Consider the following 17,516-nt stretch of genomic DNA (forward strand, 5'->3'; position numbering starts at 1 on the left):
GCTCTCCTTCCTTATTTATCTGTTATTATGTCTTTTTATACCGGTCTAAAACCGGTAACACCATCACCTTAATACAACAGGCTCTCATTCTCAACAACTATATTCAGATATTGCCGGCAACAACAATAAACTGTGATAAAGTATTACAAATTCGAACCGGTATATACCGGTAAAATGCTTATATCAATAAATGTATATAAACATAGTGATGAACCAGTCTGTGGTTAGCAGTATATATATTTATCATAATTAACTTTATATCAACGTATACACTTCTAAAAATAAAACCATGTTTTCTATTTTTGTTTTGTTTTCCAGTCTGTAAAGGATACACCATGAGCCGACCACCTGAGTTAAAACGCACACTGAAAAACCGACATTTACAATTGATTGCTATTGGTGGCGCAATCGGCACCGGTCTGTTTATGGGTTCAGGCCGTACGATCAGCCTGGCCGGACCATCTGTGTTGTTTACCTATATAATCATCGGCGCATTTCTATTTTTTGTGATGCGTGCCATGGGTGAATTACTGCTGCACAATCTGCATTACAAATCTTTTGTCGATTTCACTACCGATATCCTGAATCCGACTATAGGTTATTATGTCGGCTGGTCATACTGGTTTTGCTGGGTAGTGATTGGTATGGCAGATATCGTAGCGATTACCGGCTATACTCAGTTCTGGTGGCCGGAAGTGCCATTATGGCTGCCCGGCATTATCTGCATTGCCATCCTGCTGGCGCTGAATCTTTTATCGGTCAAACTCTTCGGCGAACTGGAATTCTGGTTTGCCCTGATTAAAATTCTGGCGATTCTCGCGCTTATCGGCTGTGGCGGCTATTTATTACTAACCGGCTTTACCAGCCCCAGCGGTATTCAAGCCAAAATCAGCAACTTATGGTCTTATGGCGGCTGGATGCCTCATGGCTGGTCAGGTTTTTTTGCCGCATTTCAGATTGCTATCTTTGCTTTTGTCGGCATTGAGCTGGTCGGTACCGCTTCAGCCGAAACAGATGATCCAAATACCACCCTGCCGGCTGCCATTAATAAAATACCAGTGCGTGTCATTATTTTCTACGTACTGGCACTAACCATTATTATGACGGTTACCCCGTGGAATATGGTCGCCCCCGACCGCAGCCCGTTCGTCAATATGTTTACCCTGATTGGCATCAGTGCTGCGGCCACTATTATTAATTTTGTTGTACTCACCTCTGCACTGTCTTCCGCCAACAGCGGTATGTATTCTACCGGCCGTATGCTGTACGGTCTGTCAAAAAACGGTGTTGGTCCGAAGGCTTTTGCGCAGCTGTCCGCCAACGGAGTGCCGCAAAACGGTCTGTTATATTCTTGTGCTCTGCTGCTGATTGGCGTTGTTCTGCTTTATGCGGAAGGCGACGTAATGAAAGTATTCACGATTGTCACCACCGTATCCAGTATTTGTTTTATTTTTGTATGGGCAGTCATTCTGATTGCCTATCTGCGCTACCGCCGGCTTTATCCTGAAGCGCATGCGCGCTCAGTTTACAAAATGCCTCTGGGTATACCCATGTGTTATGCCACTCTGATATTTTTCGTTTTTGTCCTATACCTGTTCAGTCAGGATAAAGATACGCTTACCGGTCTGATCGCCACACCAGTGTGGTTTATTCTGCTGACTATGTTCCTGCCATTGTATCGTCAGCAACTGAAAAAACGCATTACCTATACCGATACAGACCATCTGAATCATTAATACCCAAAAATCTGTCCTGTTTAATTACATATGCATCAATTAAACAGGACAGAATAATCAATAAAAGACCTAAAGCTTATATACGCTTTAGGTCTTTTATTGATTACTAATCTTAATCCGCTTGCTGCTCTTCAAATCTAAATGCTATTGGGAGAATTCTCCTTATCCGGCAGCTATTAAGCAATAACCGCTAAGCCATTTCACACATGCTCAGTATTCAGTGACAAATGAAAACATAGTTAAGCATAGTGCCAGAACGGCTGTCCTACCTGGGGTGTAGAGGCCTGTGCATTGTCCCGCGGTACTACCGGCTCCGCTTCATAAGCCATTCTTCCTGCATTAACAGCCAGTGCAAACGCTTCTGCCATCATCACCGGCAAGCCACTACGTGAAACCGCGGTATTCAGCAATACCCCGTCAAAACCCCACTCCATTACTTTTGCCGCATGCGAAGGTAAGCCTAGCCCTGCATCAACAAGCAGAGGAATATCCGGTAAGCGTTCACGCAGGACATGCAAGGCATATTCATGTACTGGTCCCAGACCGGTACCAATCGGTGCAGCCCATGGCATCAATGCCTGACAACCGGCATCCAGCAAGCGACGGCAGGCAATCAAATCTTCAGTACAATATGGCAGTACCTTGAAACCCTCTTTAATCAGGATTTCGGCTGCACGCACCAGCTGAAATACATCCGGCTGCAAGGTATCATCATCACCAATCAGTTCAAGCTTGATCCAGTCTGTTTCAAATACCTCGCGAGCCATCTGCGCAGTTGTTACCGCCTCTTCTACACTCAGACAACCGGCGGTATTAGGAAGAATCGGTACAGCCAGCTCCTGCAACAATCCCCATATACCCTGCCCATGCTCTGCCGAAGTTGCGCTCTGACGGCGTAAAGCAACCGTAATCATAGCCGGCTGCGCTTTCCTAACTGCGGTACGCAGTACTTCGAGTGTGGGATAAGCAGCAGTGCCTAACAACAAACGACTATTAAACTCTTCATCATAAAGTTGTAAAGCCATATTCACTTCCCCCGTTAACATAAAAAATAAAAATCTTCCAACTACAAGCTATAAAGGCAAACTGCACAAAGTATTTATACTTTATAACAAAAACAATAACTTTTCACTTATTTTCACTTAAAACGACATTTGTTATTATTACCCAGTGCATATACATCTAATTATCATAATTAATATTTTTATTTTAAATATCAAAGCACCGCACACATAGCTTTTATCATGATAGGAAACAAAAACCCTGTGTAATAAATGTCATGGTAAATATCAGTCCTAATAAATGAAAACGTTTGCAGCTTCTCTTTCTGCCGGCATGGTTACGACAATTCAATTTATCCTGGCCATCAAGCAAAAAATTTCAGAAATATCTAAGAAAACAAATAAATTCTTAATTACTACAACCATCCGGAAAACAGCAAACACAGCCATTCATATCAATTTACCATAACAATACAATTCTGAAATTATTGACAATAATTTTCCTAGTCTATACTATAATTAATAAATAGTAAGGTCACTAACTAATTTATAGAAATAACCATATGCAACTTGAAAACCGTTATTTATCCTTTTGTAATGTTCTGGAAAAAGAAAAAATTGCAGATCTGGATAAAATTAAGACATGCTTTACTCTATTATCCGTTGCAAACACTATTGATATTGAATGCGCCAAACGTCTGCAGCAATTTCATTTATCTGAAAGCAGGCTGATTATTTTAGTATTGTTAAAAGAATATCCTGAGCTGTCATTACAAGAAATTGCTAAATTATTAGGCATAACCAAAGCATCAACAACAACACTAATCAGCTCACTAGTTAATGAAAAACTGATTTCAAAAAGAACTGCCAGTCAGGATAAAAGAATTTCCCTCGTCTCATTAACTGATACCGGCACTAAACTGGTTAAAGAAATTCTGCATCAGCACAGCCAGTGGATAGAAAAAATAACCCAAAATTTATCTGCTGAAGAATTAACGATATTTAAAAAAATTCTGCAACAAATTCATCAAAACGTTTCACAACAGGAAAGTCATAATGAAAATAATTGAAGAGCTAAAATCAATACAGCAAGAAATGTTTACCCAGTTACCTGCAGAAGTATTGAATGTAATGGGAAATTCATTATCAGAAATGCTTACGCAGAATTTAGATTGCCATGCCATAAAAAGCGGAGATACCGCACCAGATTTTTCTCTGGTAGCGACAAATAATCAAAAAATCGAACTCTATAAATTGCTGGAGACAAAACCAGTCATTCTCAGTTTTTTCCGGGGCAGCTGGTGTCCGTTTTGTGTTAAAGAATTAGAACACTTTAACCAAAATCTGAAATTAATCCTCGATACTCAAGACGTTCACTTTATCGCTATTTCTCCGCAAAAACCTGATATCAGCGCTCAATTAATACAGGAACACAATATTAATCTGACTATTTTATCGGATACGGGTAATCAGATAGCCAAACAGTACGGTCTGGTATTTACCTTACCTGAGAATGTCAGAAATTTATACAAAAACTTAGGTGCAAATCTGCCTGATTTTAATGGCGATGACAGTTATCAGCTGCCCATACCAGCCACTTATATTATCGACCAAAATAAAAAAGTTATCTTTTCCTATATCAATGTCAATTACATGGAAAGAGCTGACACTTCGGAACTAATCAAAGCACTGAAAAAAGATTAAGCCTGCCATCATCATGATTTCATCCATCACAAAGCACCAAAGCCAGCAAGCTGAAGTGCTTAACATAATGCCCGTGCATGTCTGTATCATCAGGAATAGCGGCTAAATAATATTTTCCCGATTGTTACAGATATACACGGGCATCGTATCCGGTCTTAAGCATATAAGCCGGTACATCATGCATAAATCAGATGAGTTTTACTGAAACTCCGGATCCGGTTTTTCGGTCAGGCGGTTACGCAGATCGCGGCGGAAGATTTCAATTGTCCACATCCATAATAGCGTACCAACAAGTTCAGAAAACAATTCATCAAACGGCAGATTCCATGGTGCCGGAGATAAATTCAGCACCGGCAGCATAATACCGTGAAACAGAATGGTTACACCAATACCAAAAGCCAGACCCTGCCATAATTTAACTTTAGGAAAAATTTCAGCAGCCATACAGTAAATAATAGCCCATACAATTGAAAACAGAATATGTATGGTACTACCACCCCAGTTCACTAACTGATCTGAATAGATGTAAACCATGCTGTGAATATCAATACCCATATCCTGAATCATCTGAATGGGCGGTGCTATACGATCCGGGGTTCGTGGCGGCATTATTCCTTCCGTACCTGATTTCACAAATGCAGAAACCAGACCGCCCATAATACCGGCAAAAAAGGCTACACCGTAATTGCGACTGGATGGTTGTGTGCGAGTAAACAGATTAGACATAATTATTTCCTCTTAATGTAATAATGATTACTTTTTTTTCTATTAATTAACCCAAAATTGGGGTCGCAAGTGTAAATGCATATTTAATGCTAAATCAAGTAAATTTACCCTCCGAATATCTCTCCAGCAGAGCATAAATAACTGTTTAAAAATCTGAATGGCTGTTTAATCAGCAATATACTGATTTTGTATACCGGAAAATCCATATACCTCTCATCGAATTTTCACTGCTCAAATCACCAATTCATTTATAGATAAACAAAGTAAATTATTCTTCCCGGCAGGTATAAACCGGCTGTTGCCAGATAAGCAAAAACCCTGTATCAAACAGGGTTTTCAAAATAAAACTTAACTACCAGCGGGTACTACCCGCCCACTACCGGTCTGACAATATCCACTTTATCCTGCGGCTGCAACTGATAAACAGAATATTGTTTTTTAGATATAAAACAAGTATTTACCGAAACAGCAAATGGTGATTCCGGCATCAGCTGCTCCAATAGATCAGCCACAGTATTACCATTAAAATCAATTACATCATCATTAACACTAATATCCATTAATCTGTTTCTCCATTGTCATTTTCCGGTAAAACATCAATATGATAGCGTGCCGGCGCATCCGGAATGGATTGCTGCTGCATTAAGGCCTGTAATACCCGTACTGTCGCAATACTTACTGCTGGCGAAATCATAAAACCGTGCCGGAACAGACCATTTACGGACACTACATAATTTTGCTTATCATAACGTATTTCCGGGCTTTCGTGATTAAGTGTCGGACGCAGTTCGGCCATACTTTCCAGTATCCTTGCTTCACCGAATGCCGAATGAACAGTATGCAAAGCAGACATCAGCTCCAGACCGCTGCGCACACTCAGATTACTGTCATCTTCACTTTCAATCTGTGTAGCACCAATAACAAACAACTTATTCTGTTTGGGTGCAATATAAATAGGATAGCGCGGATGCAATATCCGTACCGGACGATTAAGCTCAATATCAGGCGCATAAACCCGCAGCACTTCTCCCCGTACCCCGCGCAGACGGCTCTGACCGTGGCTATTCCAGCTACTTTTGCCGCCATAGCCGCGGCAATCCAGCGTCCAGTGAGCCAGACCGGCACATTCAGCCAGATCACTGCTCTGCTCCCAGTGACAGCTAACCTGCTTTTGCTCGAGCACATCGGCCAGAGCCAGTAATGTCTGGCGATTATCCAGCTGCCCCTCGGTCGGTAAAAACAATCCCTGCTTAAAACGTCCGGCCAGCTGTGGTTCATGCTCACTGATTGCCTGTTTATCCCACATCTGCCAGACGCTGTTATCCTGATGGGCACGCTGCAAGTGATTAGTAAATTGTTTTGCTAAGGCACGATCCTGCGGATGCCATACAATCAATGAACCATTTTGCTGCATAAATACCGGCGTTGGAAACGAATCCACCCACTGGCGCCAAATAGGCAGACTGGTATAACCCAGTTGCACAACAAGCGGCGTTGCTTCTACTGCCTCGGCTGTAGGTGCCAGCATAGCTGCCGCTGCAAAAGCAGCAGCACCTTCACCATTACGTTTACCGGCATTAAATAATATTACTTTACAACCCTGCTCTGCCAATAACCAGGCAGTCAAACGTCCCAATAAACCGCCTCCCAGCACTGCAACATCATATTGTTTCATCGTGCACCCATTTTTGTTGACTAGAATCTGTATTCAATTTCAGTCTGCATCCGGTACCATCAGCACCTCATCCAGACAAAATATTACAAGGTTTTCATTTAACCGTTCCTTGAATAAAACTATCTTAGCAGGTATAACTTCATATCAATCGTCACAAGTATGCATCATCATGGCCAAGGTTTTTCCGTTACACCCGAAACATCCCGAACGAATCTGCTGGGGTTGTGATAAATATTGTCGTGCTGATGATTTGCAATGTGGTAATGGCTGTATCCGTATTCCGCATCCCTGCGAAGATTTCGGCGAGCAATGGTATCTGGACGGAGACTGGTCTGGCTTGCTTTCAGAAGCACAGCGCGCACAGATTGCTGCCGCCGGTAAACCCTCTTTACCGGAAGAGAAACCACATAAACCCCATATCAAATTGGCGTTAAAAAAATAAGCTGTCCCTAATGTAACAGCAAATACACTTCCCTGTCAGAACCTATGTCGCAAAAAAACAATTTCTTTAATCCAGCTCATAATTTGATACACACAAGCATATGGTGCACATCATGCTAAGTTAATTCAGCATGAACCGGACTGACCATCAAACTCAATTTATGATTAAAAATCATATTGATATACTTGCAAACCAGATACAAGATTGAAAACCGACCCGAAAAATTACCATCGCTATCCATATTACAGAAAATAGTGGCTATGCAATACAAAATAAAATGATTCTGAATGATGGTATTACAGTATAAAAAACTGTATTTTGGTAAAATTCCAAACCCGTATATATTATATTTATTTAAAATAGTAGATTCTTTCAGATAAACCAATACCTGAAACAATATTGCAAATAGTGAACAGCAGCGGGCAGCAACCTAGCCGGCATGTGTGCACAGAAATGGTTTTTAGATCAAAATAACAGCAGATAAAAATAAAACGCCTGCAAATATCTGCAGGCGAGTATTTAATACCGTAATATTTCCTCTATTTTTAAATTATGCCTCTGTATTCTTGGCTTTTTTCAGATCATCGTCTGTGTAATAGACTGTAATTTATGAATTCAATTTTGACAATAGTTTGTAAATATATAGCACCAAAAGACAACAATCTACCTTTTTATAACTAAAATTAGAAATAATATTTCTCAAAAGAATAGATTTATTAAAAGTTATTACCAAAAATTAAAAACAGACAAATGATATTACTATCATCTGTCTGCTGTATAACAAAATTACAATGCCTGCGGGCTTGTAATATCTTGCCTAGTTCATCTGTACTGCCTGAATTGCCGTCAGTGCAATGGTATACACAATATCTTCAATCAGGGCACCGCGTGACAAATCATTTACCGGTTTATTCAGACCCTGCAACATCGGACCAACACTCAGCACATGTGCACTGCGCTGTACTGCTTTGTAAGTAGTGTTACCCGTATTCAGATCAGGGAATACAAATACAGTTGCCTGACCGGCTACTTTGCTGTCCGGTGCTTTCTGTTTGCCCACACTTGGTACGCTGGCAGCATCATATTGTAAAGGACCGTCAATATGTAAATCAGGACGTTTTTGCTGTGCCAGTTTGGTCGCTGCGGTAACAGTCTCAACATCAGGACCACTGCCGGATGAGCCAGTAGAATATGAAATCATTGCTACTTTGGGTTCAATACCGAATGCTTTAGCAGAATCGGCAGACTGAATAGCAATATCAGCCAGCTGTTCGGCTGTAGGATTCGGATTAACAGCACAGTCACCATATACCAGAACCTGATCCGGCATCAGCATAAAGAATACACTGGATACCAGACTGGCCCCCGGCGCAGTTTTAATCAGCTGCAAAGCCGGACGAATAGTATTGGCCGTTGTATGTACAGCACCGGATACCAGACCGTCTACATCACCGGTAGCCAGCATCATTGTGCCCAGAACTACCGTATCCTGTAACTGTTCAGCAGCCTGTTCCGGAGTCAGACCCTTGCTCTTTCTCAGTTCGACCATTGGAGCAATATAACGTTCTCGGATACTGTCAGGATCAATAATTTCCAGAGATGCAGGCAAAGTAATGCCTTTAGACTGAGCCACTGCTTCCACTTCTGCTTTTTTGGCCAGCAGCACACAACGGGCGATACCTTTATTCTCACAAATTGCAGCCGCAGCAATAGTACGCGGTTCATTGCCTTCAGGCAGAACAATGCGTTTATTCGCCGCACGGGCACGTGCCATCATCTGATAGCGAAACGCTGCCGGTGCCAGATGTGTTGCTACAGGTTTCGCCAGTTCGCTACCCAGCACGTCTGCATTTAATTGTGCCGCTACCGCTTTAGCAGCTTCCTGTGCCTGTGCAACCTGTACATCTGCCGGTACAGTAACCAGACCGATACATTCCAGCTGCTTACCATGTTTAGCCAGTTCAGCCTGAACATCCGCCGCAAAACCGGCAGACGGTACATTCTGTGCATCCGCAGTTAAAATAAATCCACTGATTTCAGTATGTCCGTGTGCATAATCATGCAAAGTTAGTTTTAATTGCGCAGCCACCGCCGTTGCTGTCTGACCGGCCACTGCTGCTACCAGAATTACCCGGGCATTCAATGCAGCCGCAATTTTCACATTCTGTGCCGGCAGATATGTACGGCCTGCTTCAGGTATTGCACCTTCAATAACAACCACATCGTGTTTAATTTCGTCCATCTCGTGGAAAGCAGCAACAAATTCTTCTACTACATCATCTGCCTGTCCCTGATATACACGTTCATCCAGATTGCTTAGAGATTGCGGTACCGGTAATTTCTGATTCAATACAGCCTGTACAAGTTCAGATGTATTATCCTTAGCCACATCTTCAGCAATTGGTTTAAAGTACAAAGGCACATGACCTGTTTGTACAAATACCTGCGCCACGCCCAAACCTACAGCAGTTATATTTGTCTGAGTTCCTGTCGGCACCAGCAAAAATTGTGACATAAACATCCCTTTCATTTAAATTACACTAGCAGCAAATACTGCACTTATCTTATCGCTAACGATTATAATTTACTTCGCTGCGCTATATTATAAGTTACATCAACTTTTGCATGAAAAAACATAAGCCAGCCGGATATCACAGCCTGTTACCAATTTTTAAGCAATGAGCAGCATAATCATTACCAGCATAGTACCGTTAATCTCTATTATTAAAATGTCATATTAAACATTAGCTTAAACTAAAGAGAATCATCCATATCTGTAAAATGGATTTTCAGCTAATAAAAATTTATCAATAACACTGCATAAATGCCTTTTGTTGCTATCGCTGAGTTCCTTCGCTGATATTTATTTTATATCGCTGATTTCGTATTTCTGTACTTTCTGTTTTTTGTGTACGCTTTTGATAGGTTCTATCCATGCATCATTTATGTACATCACTTTCAGAGCATGATTATGACAAACTATTAATCATTTATTTCTGATTTAACTTTTAGCAGGATACTCATGATGAAAAAACTCTCCTTATATACCATTGTTTTTGCTTGTCTTGCTTTATGTACTTTATATTTATACGGAAGGAGTAATATGGTCAGCTCAACAACCGGAGCAACTGCATCTAAAACATCAGCAGATAATACCGGATTAACCACCGTAGCAGCTTCTTTTGATGCGCCCACAGGCATTGCTTTTGATAGCTCAGATGCCATGTATGTTACCAACTGGTCTGGCAATTCAATCACTAAAATAACCGCCAACGGTGAGCGTAAAACTATTTATTCCAATATTTCCTCTCCTGCCGGTATTGTAATTGATGCAAAAGATAATATTTACGTATCATCATACAGCGATGATTATATTCTCAAAATAACTGCTGACGGCAAAGCTGAAAAAATTTCTGATGGCTACCATACCCCGACAGGTATTGCTTTTTCCAATTCGGGAAAATTACTGATTACCAACCGTTCCACCGGAGAAATTGTGGCTCTTGATTTAAATAACGGTCGCAAAGAAATTATTGCACGCGGCCTATCCACACCCGTTGGTGTAACACAGTTACCGGATAACAGTCTGGTAGTTTCCCAGTATAGCGGCCGCCTGACCTTAATCAGCCCGGATGGTCAGCAAACAGAGCTGGGTAAAGACTTCAACCGGCCGGGAGTAGGTATTGTCACCGTTTCGCCGAATATGATTGCCGTGATTGATAATGGCGCTGATATGGTTCGCACAGTTGATATTAAAACCCGCACAGTACGTAAATTAGTTACCTCTTTACCTGGAGCAGTAGCATTGGCTTTACATCATAATCGCTATTACATAGGTACATGGCAGGATGGTACTGTTTATGCTTTTAATCCTAAATAGTTCAAACTAGACATTAGTTTCAATAAACTGTTCAAACCAGTTTCTAAAACAAAACCTGAATGGCTTTCATTCAGGTTTTGTTTTTACATAAGCATCTTTTAATCATCAGATACCGATCCGGAAATTTCCTGATCACAGAATTGTTACATATGTATTTCCGGCTATCTGACAAATAAAATAGTTTTTAAACAACTATAGATTTGCCAGTGCTCTGCTTATTTCAGCAATGTCTCCGCGCATATGAGACCAAAGATTAGTACGTGCCTCATCTAACTGCTCATCACGACTAAGCAATGTACCTTTTGTATATGCCGTATATTTTCTGGGAACATGTCCGTCAAACCAGTAATAGGTTTGTGATGAAGTACTTTTCCCACTGTAGCTGCGGTTTAATTCATACAATCCGCTTGTGTGCACCTCAGCATTCATCACCGCTTCATTAATTGTCTTCACACTATATTGTTTGAAATAAAAATCTTCATAAATAGACTGATCAACCATATTGCCATTTTCATCAGCAACTTTTTTCGTGCCCACTTTCAGATTTTCATATTTATCATCCGTCTCAATATTTTCCTTATACTGCTGAAAATGATTGCGGGTCATACTTACATCAATCACCAGATTAGCCGCGCTCGGGCTGGTTACAAAGCTGACATAGCTTTTTTGCAGCACTACACTTATCTGGTAAGTCAGAAATTCATTCCCGTAGATATATATCTGTACCTGTCCTTTACGTTCATATACACCAGCCTGTCTGGTAGAATCTTTATAGGTGTTACCATAAGGACTGTACACATCACTGGCTGCACGGAACAAAGCCGCTGCCTGCCGGTATTCACTCAGAAGTCTTGCTTTGCGCACAATACCCTGCGCTTCCTGATAGTGACTTTCCGCTTCAGCAGTACGCCATTTTTTTTCATAAATAGCAGCTAATTTGGCACTGTCCTTATAGTTGCCCAAAGGCTGATAAACATCATGAGCTTTGCGGAAATTATCCGCTGCCTGTTTATAATTTTTGTCTCTGACATTAGCCTGTGCTTCGGTGTAATATTCCTGAGCAGCAGTTTTATAATACATGTTCTGATTATCATCAGCGCGCTTTTTAATATCTTTGTAATTAAAATATTCATAGCCTTGCCGGTATAATTTAGCCTTGCGCAAATAATCGGCACTGTTTGCAGCCACAATTGCATTAGCCTGCTGATAAAACTGTATAGCCAGAGATTCTTTCAAACCATCCACTGTATACAGGCTTAAATATTTTTCAATATAAGTGCTGTAACTTTTATCTTCCAGCTCAGTTTTCATCGCCAGTAACAGCTGATAGCTTTTAATCCGTAAGTCATAATCAGAAACGGCAGCCTGCTGAATATTTTTCTGCGCCATTTCCACTAAACCGCTAACAGTAACCTGCAAATACAGAATATCCTTATCCTTCCAGGGCTTATTCTGTTGTTCTAGCTTCTTAGCCTTAGTGTTGAAATTAGTAGCCAGAACTTTCACCCCGCCTACATAATCACCGGTTTTGAACTTGTCCTCCGGTTTAACCGGTAATGTACAGCTTGCCAGCAACAGACATAAAAAGACCAGTAAAATTTTTTTCATTTATCGATCTCCAGAGGCGCGAAAACAGGCGCATGATTAAATACAAAAGGCGCATATTAACACTCGTTAACAAAACAGACAAATGCCTTTACTTTTATCCTGATTTCATTCTGTGCATAACATCATCCCACCGTCGCAATTTCAGTATACCTACCTGAATGATTTATAATTAAGTTAAAATAGAACCTGCAAACAGCATTAAAACATTTAAACTGATAATATATTGCCGTAGCTGTATCAGCTAAAGACAACAGATAATGCTATTTAAGAAAAGAAACCCATATTACAATCCGGCCAAAAGTCACCATACACCTTACGGTTTCTGCAATCTGGAACCTACAGTCATCAAACCCCTGGAAGTCTATCGCTGGAACTGGGAAAGGCATATCCATCATCTGCCTAAACCACCGCAAAACGGATATGAGCATTTTGCACGCGACTGGTATCAGAAACCGGACTTTACACTGAGCGGCAACCGGCTGTGGTGGATCAGCCATGCCACACTGCTCATACGTTTACAGCAATGTACCATTATTACCGATCCGGTATTTTCACAGCGGGTATCACCAGTAACATTTGCCGGCCCCAAACGCCGTACTCAGCCTGCAGCCAGTATTGCCCAACTGCCTTCAGTGGATGTTATCGCACTGTCACACAACCATTACGATCATCTGGATAAGGCAAGTATCCGCCAGTTAGCCGAACGTTTTCCGTCCATCACTGCCGTTGTTCCCCTAGGTTTGAAAAATAAACTGGAACGTATGGGCGTACGTAATGTCATTGAACTGGACTGGTGGGAACAGGTGACGATTAAAGATATCCGATTTCATGCTGTACCGGCACATCACTGGAGCCAGCGCGGCATTTTCGACCGCAACCATACTCTGTGGTGTAGCTGGATAATGCAGACAGCCGCGGGAAGTACTACCTATTTCAGCGGAGATACAGGTTTCAGCGAGATGATGTTCCGGCAGATTGCCGAGCGATTTGCCCCAATAGACATGGCTGCAATCCAGACAGGAGCTTATGCACCCCGCTGGTTTATGCATAATCAGCACATAGATCCTTATCAGGCAGTAACAATTTTTCAAATACTACAATGCCGTCAGGCCGTTGGCATGCACTGGGGTGCATTTGAACTGGCAGATGAACCCATAGATGAACCACCACAGCTACTAGCTCAGGCCTGTGAACAACAGCAGCTGGACAACAGCCGTTTTGAAAGTATAAAAATGGGAGCCAGCCGTCCCATTCCTGATTTAATTAAACAATAATAAGAAATTTCATCCCCAGCATATCGTTCTGAACGGAACTCACAGATTGTAAAATAAAAAATATTATCTTAATTTTATTTAAATTTCAGTCTGCTACACCTAAAATACGGACTAACCAATTGATTGCCGTAGTAATCAGTGCAACTTTATAAATATATATGCAAAATAGTATGCATTCTTAACTTGAACAAATGAATACTGATAAAAACTATCACATTAAAAATTCTGTTTAAGCTAAACCACTTTTATTTATTTTTATTTTCACACCTGATTACGCAAATCATTCATCATGCGACTGAATTCTTCCCGGTAGGCAGGGGCAACATAAGGTCGTAACAGAGTCAGAGTCTGGTGAGTACCACGAAATTTAGAAGCTTCAGTCAGTTTGCGTTCATACAAAGCACTGTCATAATCACACCAATATTTGGTAATCAGCCAGATATTCACCGCCATTTCCTTGCGGGCAACTTCGTCTGTTTGTATAAAACCAATATCAGTCAATTGCTGCAAGAGATTTTGCAGTAACGGTGATACACGAACCCGGGTGAAATTATTGTGTTCACCCAATAATTCGGCACTGCGTGAAAGCATTGCATTTAAATCACTGAATAAAAAACGGTATTGCCACATTACATCATAAACACCAAGCATATAGTTCTTAATCGCTTCTGTGTCCTGTGGCGGACTGACCTGCTGCAGATAACACAGCAATTTCTCACTGTAGCGTTTGAATAACTGCATAATAATTTCATCTTTATTACGAAAATGATAATAAAGATTGCCCGGACTGATGCCCAGAAAAGAAGCAATATGATTAGTACTGATGTTGCGTTCACCCTCTTCATTAAACAGTTTCAGACTGGCATCAATAATGCGGTTATACGTATTGGGGCGTGATTCTTTCACCATATTAATTTCTTTCTGATTATGCAGTTTATCACCGGGCAAAGCATACAGATATTCTCTTAACCAGCCGCATGCGGCAAAACTTCCGGCAGCCAGACCGGTTCCGGTTCGAGCAATACCTGAAAATGCTGTGCTACACAGTTACGAACATATTTAGCCAGAGCAACTACATCGGACGCGCTGGCTTGTTTTTTATTAACCAGTACCAAAGCCTGCTGTTCATGAACTGCCGCACCGCCAAGCTGATAACCTTTCAGGCCGCACTGGTCTATCATCCAGCCTGCTGCCAGCTTTACCTGCCCGTCAGGCTGTGGATAATGCGGCAAAGCCGGATATTGTTTTAATAGACTTTCTGCCAGTTCAGCCGCCACAACAGGATTTTTAAAAAAACTGCCGGCACTGCCAAGCACTCGCGGATCAGGCAGCTTCTGCCGGCGGATGCGGCACACTGCCTGTGCAACGATACTGGCTGTTAGAGGCTGCCCCTGTGCCAGCTCTGTGGCCACCTGAGCTAAATCACCATAATGCAGTTGTGGTGTAAAACTGCGGGATAATACAAACCGTACCGCCACAATGACATAACGTCCTTGCTGGCCATGCTTAAATACACTGTCCCGGTAAGCAAAGCTGCATTCATTCCGGCTAAGCCAGCACAGTTGCTGATTTTCAAGATCAAAACATTGTACAGCCTCAATACACGATTGTACTTCAACACCATAAGCGCCGATATTCTGTACAGGTGCCGCCCCTACTGTACCCGGAATCAGACTGAGATTTTCCAGGCCGCACCAGCCCTGTTCCAGCGTATACTGAACAAATTCATGCCAGTTTTCACCTGCCGCAGCTTCTACGATAACCTGTTCACCATCATCAGCCACCAGCCTGATACCACGATTGGCCATACGCACCACCAGTGCCGGATAATCTGCACAAAACAGAATATTACTCCCGCCACCCAGCCACAGCACACTTTGCCGTTCAAACTGAGGCAGTGCCAGTATATCCGGCAACTGTTCAGTATTCGTTAATGTGACCAGCCAGCGTGCCCGCACCGGCAGAGCAAAAGTATTTAGCGGCTGTAAATCTGCATGTTCAATCACATTTATCATGATTTGCCTTCTGCATCTGTCAGCATAAATTTTTCACTTTTCCGGTGCAGATACCACACCAGTGCCACAGCCGCACCTGTCAATGCCAGCACCAGAGCCAGCCAGAAACCATAAAGCGCCATACCGAAATACAAACCAAACAAACAGCCGAAACCCAGACCCAGCCCCCAGAAACTGAATGCATGAATCACCATCGGAATCTTAGTCAGCTTATAGCCGCGCAAGGCATAGGAAGCAATTGTCTGTGTTGCATCAGACAACTGGAAAACTGCTGCAAAAATCAACAGCGTACCGCCCAGTAAAATCACTTCCTGATCAGCTGTATATAAGCCTACCCAGAAATGCCGGAACAGCAGCAGCATGATCCCGGTAAAGCAGGCACCAAGCAGACCCATACACAACCCCACTCCGGAAACAAAGCGGGCACGCTGCCAGTTACGCGCTCCGACTGCCTGACCCACACATACAGCCAGCGCAATGCCCACACTTTGCGGCAACATATAAATTAAAGAGGTAATACTGATTACCACCTGTTGCGCTGCCACCTGAGTGACCCCGAAACGGGCAATCAGCAAACTAATAAAAGTAAACAGGCTTACTTCCAGAAAGAACGACATTCCGATCGGAATACCCAGACGCAACAAAGAAGCCTGTGTACGCCAGCGCGGCCACTCAAAGCGTGCAAACAGAGCAAAAGGTGCAAAATACCGCTGCCGTATAATATATATGCCTAGTGCAATGGCATTCAGCCAGAAACAGATAGCTGAGGCCAGACCACAGCCGGCTCCACCCATCTGCGGCATCCCGAATTTTCCGTAGACAAAAATATAATTAAGCGGAATATTCAGCAATAGTGCAATCAGACTCACCACCATAATAGGTTTGGGGCGGTTTAAAGAAGAGGCAAAAGCATAAAATGCCCGGTGAATCATCGCTGCCGGCATACCCAATGCAATATAGAACACAAACTGACCAAATACTGCATCCACATATGCACCCATATTCAGCCAGTGCTGCATTGGTATAATCATTGCCCACAGCAACAGCATACCCAGAACACCGAGAAACAGTCCGAACCATATCCCCTGCCGTCCCTGTTCTCCGATTTCCGTTGTTTTACCAGCACCATATAACTGTGCCAGTATCGGCTGTAATGCCGTCATCACTCCCAGAAAAGTAATATACAGCGTAATAAATACATTCGAACCCAGAGCCACGCCGGCCAGGTCGTTGGCACTGGCATGACCGGCCATTACAGTATCGACTACGCCTACACCTACCTGCGCTACCTGTGCAATAAGAATCGGCAACGCCAGCCGCAGCAATCTGCGACATTCAGCCAGCAACTCGCCCCGGCCGTGCTGATTCAGTTCAAACAACATGTTTCACCTACAAAATTAAACAATACAAACAACAAAATACCGTAGATCATCACATTCATCAGGCAGTTTACTG

The 17,516-nt window shown here is 42.3% G+C and carries 16 protein-coding genes; 7 read left to right on the forward strand and 9 right to left on the reverse strand.

Annotated elements, in window-relative coordinates; genetic code table 11:
• Positions 1-335 precede the first annotated feature (335 nt).
• Positions 336-1,736: an amino acid permease gene (locus tag SALWKB2_RS10300; protein WP_025331594.1), complete on the forward strand. Its 1,401-nt coding sequence runs from the start codon at positions 336-338 to the stop codon at positions 1,734-1,736.
• A 239-nt stretch (positions 1,737-1,975) separates the two neighbouring features.
• Here the strand turns inward: SALWKB2_RS10300 and SALWKB2_RS10305 are convergent, their stop codons facing one another.
• The gene (locus SALWKB2_RS10305) at positions 1,976-2,761 is read right to left on the reverse strand and encodes a thiazole synthase (protein ID WP_025331595.1); all 786 of its coding nucleotides are present in this window, start codon (positions 2,759-2,761) and stop codon (positions 1,976-1,978) included.
• Between the two features lie 277 nt (positions 2,762-3,038).
• On the opposite strand from SALWKB2_RS10305, the gene SALWKB2_RS12285 reads away from it, so the two are divergent.
• From SALWKB2_RS12285 to SALWKB2_RS10315, 3 genes are all read left to right on the forward strand, one after another.
• Entirely contained in the window at positions 3,039-3,206 is a 168-nt protein-coding gene (locus tag SALWKB2_RS12285) for a hypothetical protein (protein WP_157785011.1), read from the forward strand.
• Positions 3,207-3,300: 94 nt separating this feature from the next.
• The gene (locus SALWKB2_RS10310; protein ID WP_025331596.1) at positions 3,301-3,807 is read left to right on the forward strand and encodes a MarR family winged helix-turn-helix transcriptional regulator; all 507 of its coding nucleotides are present in this window, start codon (positions 3,301-3,303) and stop codon (positions 3,805-3,807) included.
• Complete coding sequence (locus tag SALWKB2_RS10315) at positions 3,794-4,441, forward strand: peroxiredoxin-like family protein (protein WP_025331597.1); 648 nt, start codon at positions 3,794-3,796, stop codon at positions 4,439-4,441. The genes SALWKB2_RS10310 and SALWKB2_RS10315 overlap by 14 nt, the downstream gene beginning before the upstream one ends.
• Positions 4,442-4,639: 198 nt before the next feature.
• On the opposite strand, the gene SALWKB2_RS10320 is transcribed toward SALWKB2_RS10315, so the two are convergent.
• From SALWKB2_RS10320 to SALWKB2_RS10330, 3 genes are all read right to left on the reverse strand, one after another.
• Positions 4,640-5,167, reverse strand: coding sequence for a YagU family protein (locus tag SALWKB2_RS10320; RefSeq protein WP_038649059.1), 528 nt, complete (start codon positions 5,165-5,167; stop codon positions 4,640-4,642).
• Positions 5,168-5,532: 365 nt separating this feature from the next.
• A complete protein-coding gene (thiS, locus tag SALWKB2_RS10325) occupies positions 5,533-5,727 on the reverse strand; it encodes a sulfur carrier protein ThiS (RefSeq protein ID WP_025331599.1) in 195 nt (64 codons plus the stop codon).
• Entirely contained in the window at positions 5,727-6,842 is a 1,116-nt protein-coding gene (locus tag SALWKB2_RS10330; protein WP_025331600.1) for an FAD-dependent oxidoreductase, read from the reverse strand. Before SALWKB2_RS10330 ends, thiS begins: the two co-directional genes overlap by 1 nt.
• A gap of 169 nt (positions 6,843-7,011) precedes the next feature.
• Between SALWKB2_RS10330 and SALWKB2_RS10335 the strand changes: the two genes are divergently transcribed.
• Positions 7,012-7,284, forward strand: a complete 273-nt coding sequence (locus tag SALWKB2_RS10335) for a DUF3079 domain-containing protein (protein WP_025331601.1) — start codon at positions 7,012-7,014, stop codon at positions 7,282-7,284.
• A gap of 817 nt (positions 7,285-8,101) precedes the next feature.
• Here the strand turns inward: SALWKB2_RS10335 and pta are convergent.
• Positions 8,102-9,799 carry a phosphate acetyltransferase gene (gene pta, locus SALWKB2_RS10340; protein ID WP_025331603.1) on the reverse strand — a complete coding sequence of 566 codons (1,698 nt, stop codon included), beginning with the start codon at positions 9,797-9,799 and terminating at the stop codon, positions 8,102-8,104.
• A gap of 507 nt (positions 9,800-10,306) precedes the next feature.
• Between pta and SALWKB2_RS10345 the strand changes: the two genes are divergently transcribed.
• Positions 10,307-11,164 carry a Vgb family protein gene (locus SALWKB2_RS10345; RefSeq protein ID WP_144353299.1) on the forward strand — a complete coding sequence of 286 codons (858 nt, stop codon included), beginning with the start codon at positions 10,307-10,309 and terminating at the stop codon, positions 11,162-11,164.
• Between the two features lie 192 nt (positions 11,165-11,356).
• On the opposite strand, the gene SALWKB2_RS10350 is transcribed toward SALWKB2_RS10345, so the two are convergent.
• The gene (locus SALWKB2_RS10350) at positions 11,357-12,772 is read right to left on the reverse strand and encodes a hypothetical protein (protein ID WP_025331605.1); all 1,416 of its coding nucleotides are present in this window, start codon (positions 12,770-12,772) and stop codon (positions 11,357-11,359) included.
• A 257-nt stretch (positions 12,773-13,029) separates the two neighbouring features.
• Between SALWKB2_RS10350 and SALWKB2_RS10355 the strand changes: the two genes are divergently transcribed.
• Positions 13,030-14,046, forward strand: a complete 1,017-nt coding sequence (locus tag SALWKB2_RS10355) for an MBL fold metallo-hydrolase (RefSeq protein ID WP_025331606.1) — start codon at positions 13,030-13,032, stop codon at positions 14,044-14,046.
• Between the two features lie 261 nt (positions 14,047-14,307).
• Here SALWKB2_RS10355 and SALWKB2_RS10360 read toward each other — a convergent pair whose 3' ends face one another.
• The 3 genes from SALWKB2_RS10360 to SALWKB2_RS10370 are packed head-to-tail and all read right to left on the reverse strand — an operon-like array spanning position 14,308 to position 17,443.
• Positions 14,308-14,961: a TetR/AcrR family transcriptional regulator gene (locus tag SALWKB2_RS10360; RefSeq protein WP_096765862.1), complete on the reverse strand. Its 654-nt coding sequence runs from the start codon at positions 14,959-14,961 to the stop codon at positions 14,308-14,310.
• 50 nt (positions 14,962-15,011) lie between these two features.
• On the reverse strand, positions 15,012-16,061 hold the full coding sequence (murB, locus tag SALWKB2_RS10365; RefSeq protein WP_025331608.1) for a UDP-N-acetylmuramate dehydrogenase: 1,050 nt from the start codon (positions 16,059-16,061) through the stop codon (positions 15,012-15,014).
• Positions 16,058-17,443 carry an MATE family efflux transporter gene (locus SALWKB2_RS10370; RefSeq protein ID WP_025331609.1) on the reverse strand — a complete coding sequence of 462 codons (1,386 nt, stop codon included), beginning with the start codon at positions 17,441-17,443 and terminating at the stop codon, positions 16,058-16,060. The genes murB and SALWKB2_RS10370 overlap by 4 nt, the downstream gene beginning before the upstream one ends.
• Between the last annotated feature and the right edge of the window lie 73 nt (positions 17,444-17,516).

Origin of the sequence: Snodgrassella alvi wkB2 (genome assembly GCF_000600005.1) — a bacterium.
Taxonomy (GTDB): domain Bacteria; phylum Pseudomonadota; class Gammaproteobacteria; order Burkholderiales; family Neisseriaceae; genus Snodgrassella; species Snodgrassella alvi.